Genomic DNA, 1,548 nt, shown 5'->3' with positions numbered 1-1,548 from the left:
TGGATACTTGACCCCCGGCGTTCCGGCCCGTGTGCCTTCGCCGCGTGCGGCCAGCCCGTCCCACGGGGCGGCGTAGACGGGGTCGGTGCGGTCCCGGGGGGTGGGTGGGCTGGCGCCGCCGGGTGGGACGGGCTGGTCGTAGGCGGCGAAGGTGGCGGGCTCGAATTGCATGGGGCCAAGTGCGCCGGCGCTGGAGACCTCGTCGCGGGCGCGGCCGTGGTCGGATTCGACCTTGCCGATGGCGGCGAGCACGGTCCACGGCAGGGTGCAGGTGGCGGCGGCCTGCTGGTAGAGCGTCAGCATCACGGCGGGGATATCCGCCACCGCGCCACTGCTCAGCGCGGAGCCGCTGAAGCCTCCCAGGCCGCCGGTGGTAAGGGTGAGGACTGTGGCGAGGACGGTGACGGTTGCCGCGGCGACCAGGATGAGAGCGCCGCCGCAACCAGTCCCGACACCCACGGCCGTACGCGCGGCAACAGCGGTCACAGCGCGGCGGGCCTATCCGGCGGCATGTGCGGGGCCGAGGGGGTACGGGGCTGGCGGGCCCGCAACGGCCTCGGCGGCGTGCCGGCGCTGCGCCCCCTCGGCGTCCTGGCCGGGTAGGTCGGCGAGGCGCTGCCGGTGCGCGGGGCGGCCGACGCGCAGCCAGGCCTGGTCGGCCGGGTTGTGGGCGGGGCCGCCGGGGTGGGTGTAGTCGCGGGCGGTGGTGGCGACGTCAACGACCTGGAGGGCGGGGTGGGTGGCGAGGCGCTGGTGGAGGTGGGCTTCGCGCCGGACCGAGGGGACGGTGAAGAGGATCAGGGGGCGGCCGCCGAGGGCTGGGGCTGCGTCGGCGTAGGCGTCGAGCTTGGCGGCCAGGCGCGCGTGGGGTTCGGTGCCCATGTCGTACTCCAGGAAGAAGCCGACCGTGCGACCGCCCTTGCGGGTGAGCTGTCCGTGGGCGTCGGGGTGGATCAGGTCGCCCCAGGCGCGGGCGCAGCGGGCCTCTGACCACCAGGCGTCCAGGCGGCCCAGGTCGGCGCGTGGGCGTGTGGCCGCGACCAGGGAGGTGAAGAAGCTGGTGGCGCCGAGGTCGTGGGTGAGTGTGGGTGAGTAGGCGGTGCGGGTGAGCAGGTCAGTGCTCCAGCCCAGCGCGCTAGGGGTGGTGGCGTGGCGGGCGGCGACGACGTCGGCGCCAGTGCGGTCGAGCAGGTAGTGCTCGCAGGCGGTGCCGCAGGACGTGCGGGGGCGGAAGGAGTCCAGCAGCCCGAGCCGGTACAGGGTGAGCAGGCGCCGGTTGGTGTTGCGCAAGCTGTTGTTCCACAGGGCGTTGACGTGGGCGGAGGTCAGGACGGTGTGTTCGGAGAGCATGTCCAGCAGCCAGACGTCCCGCTCGGTCAGCCGGGTCAGCAGCGTCGTCAGGCGTCGCCGGCTGGCAGCCGGGGTGTGGGCGGGGCGCGGTCCTCCGCGCAGAAGCGGTGCGATGGCGGGGCCTCGACGGATGGCGGTCATGGGCGCGGTCCTTCCTGCCCGGTGCGGGCCGGTACTGGGCGGGGGGCGGGGCCGAAG

Annotated in this window: 2 protein-coding genes; both read right to left on the bottom strand. The window is 74.7% G+C overall.

Annotation, left to right across the window (positions count from 1 at the left end; translation table 11 throughout):
• The coding region (locus tag DN069_RS41190; RefSeq protein ID WP_481557191.1) for a lysozyme family protein at nucleotides 1-459 on the bottom strand (459 nt) is incomplete at its 3' end.
• 39 nt (nucleotides 460-498) lie between these two features.
• Nucleotides 499-1,491: a replication-relaxation family protein gene (locus DN069_RS39005; RefSeq protein ID WP_111507968.1), complete on the bottom strand. Its 993-nt coding sequence runs from the start codon at nucleotides 1,489-1,491 to the stop codon at nucleotides 499-501.
• Between the last annotated feature and the right edge of the window lie 57 nt (nucleotides 1,492-1,548).

It is taken from the genome of Streptacidiphilus pinicola (genome assembly GCF_003258295.1).
Classification (GTDB): domain Bacteria; phylum Actinomycetota; class Actinomycetes; order Streptomycetales; family Streptomycetaceae; genus Streptacidiphilus; species Streptacidiphilus pinicola.
This window is presented reverse-complemented; position numbering and strand designations above follow the sequence as displayed.